This window comes from Pseudomonas sp. HMSC065H01 (assembly GCF_001815235.1).
GTDB lineage: Bacteria > Pseudomonadota > Gammaproteobacteria > Pseudomonadales > Pseudomonadaceae > Pseudomonas > Pseudomonas aeruginosa.
The window spans coordinates 302458-303367 of the sequence record NZ_KV819862.1 but is presented as its reverse complement, the minus strand read 5'-3'; the positions used below and the strand labels follow the sequence as shown (position 1 = coordinate 303367).

Annotated in this window: 2 protein-coding genes; both read left to right on the top strand. The window is 62.4% G+C overall.

Going from position 1 to position 910, the window contains the following annotated elements:
* On the top strand, positions 1-288 hold a 288-nt coding region (locus tag HMPREF3014_RS10920; RefSeq protein ID WP_070621992.1), incomplete at its 5' end, for a RebB family R body protein.
* Positions 289-350: 62 nt separating this feature from the next.
* A complete protein-coding gene (locus HMPREF3014_RS10915; protein WP_070734516.1) occupies positions 351-671 on the top strand; it encodes a RebB family R body protein in 321 nt (106 codons plus the stop codon).
* Positions 672-910 lie beyond the last annotated feature (239 nt).

The following is a 910-nucleotide window of genomic DNA, read 5'->3' as shown; positions in this document are numbered from 1 at the left end:
ACCGATGCCGTCACCCAGTCCAACGTCAAGGTGATCGGTGAAGCCCCGGCCATGGCGCTGGGCTCGATCTTCCAGACCATGGCCCACTCCACCGGCATCCTGTTCGAGAATTCGGTAGCTGCCCAGCAACAGCAGAACGCCCTGGCCCTGGCCGCCTCCAACATGGGCGTGATGCAAATCTACAGCCTCGACACCGCCGCCGATGCCGGAGCCACCGAGAAAGTCGGCCAGTTGGGCGTGGCCGACAACCTCACCAGCCTGCTGACCGTACTGAAATCCTTCACCTGAGCCTGACCCGCCGGGTCCAAGCAATCGCCGTACATCCTTCGCAATGATTCAGGAGAATCACCATGAGCTTCCCAACCGCAGTAAACAACCAGATCACCGATGCCGTCACCCAGTCCAACGTCAAGGTCGTCGGTGAGGCGCCAGCCATGGCGCTGGGCACCATCTACCAGACCATGGCCCACTCCACCGGGATTCTCTTCGAGAACGCGGTGAGCGCCCAGCAACAGCAGAACGCCCTGGCCCTGGCCGCTTCCAACATGGGCGTGATGCAGATCTACAGTCTGGATACCAGCGCCGCCGGCGGCGCCACCGAGAAGATCGGCCAGTTGGGCGTGGCCGACAACCTCACCAGCCTGCTGACGGTGCTCAAAGCGCTGCCCTGATCGCCGCCGTCGCTCCACCAGAGAAGGCCACTCCACGAGTGGCCTTTTTCGTCTCGACGATCGAGCAAGCAGATGCGGCGGGACAGCGGCCTGCCGAGCGGAACATGGGGGGAATCGGGAAAAGCACCAGGGCGGTGCGGATCGCAGAAACGAAAAAAGGGCCCGAAGGCCCTTTTCTCTTCGACCCAGGCCGAAACCTGGATCATGTTTGGAGCGGGAAACGAGACTCGAACTCGCGA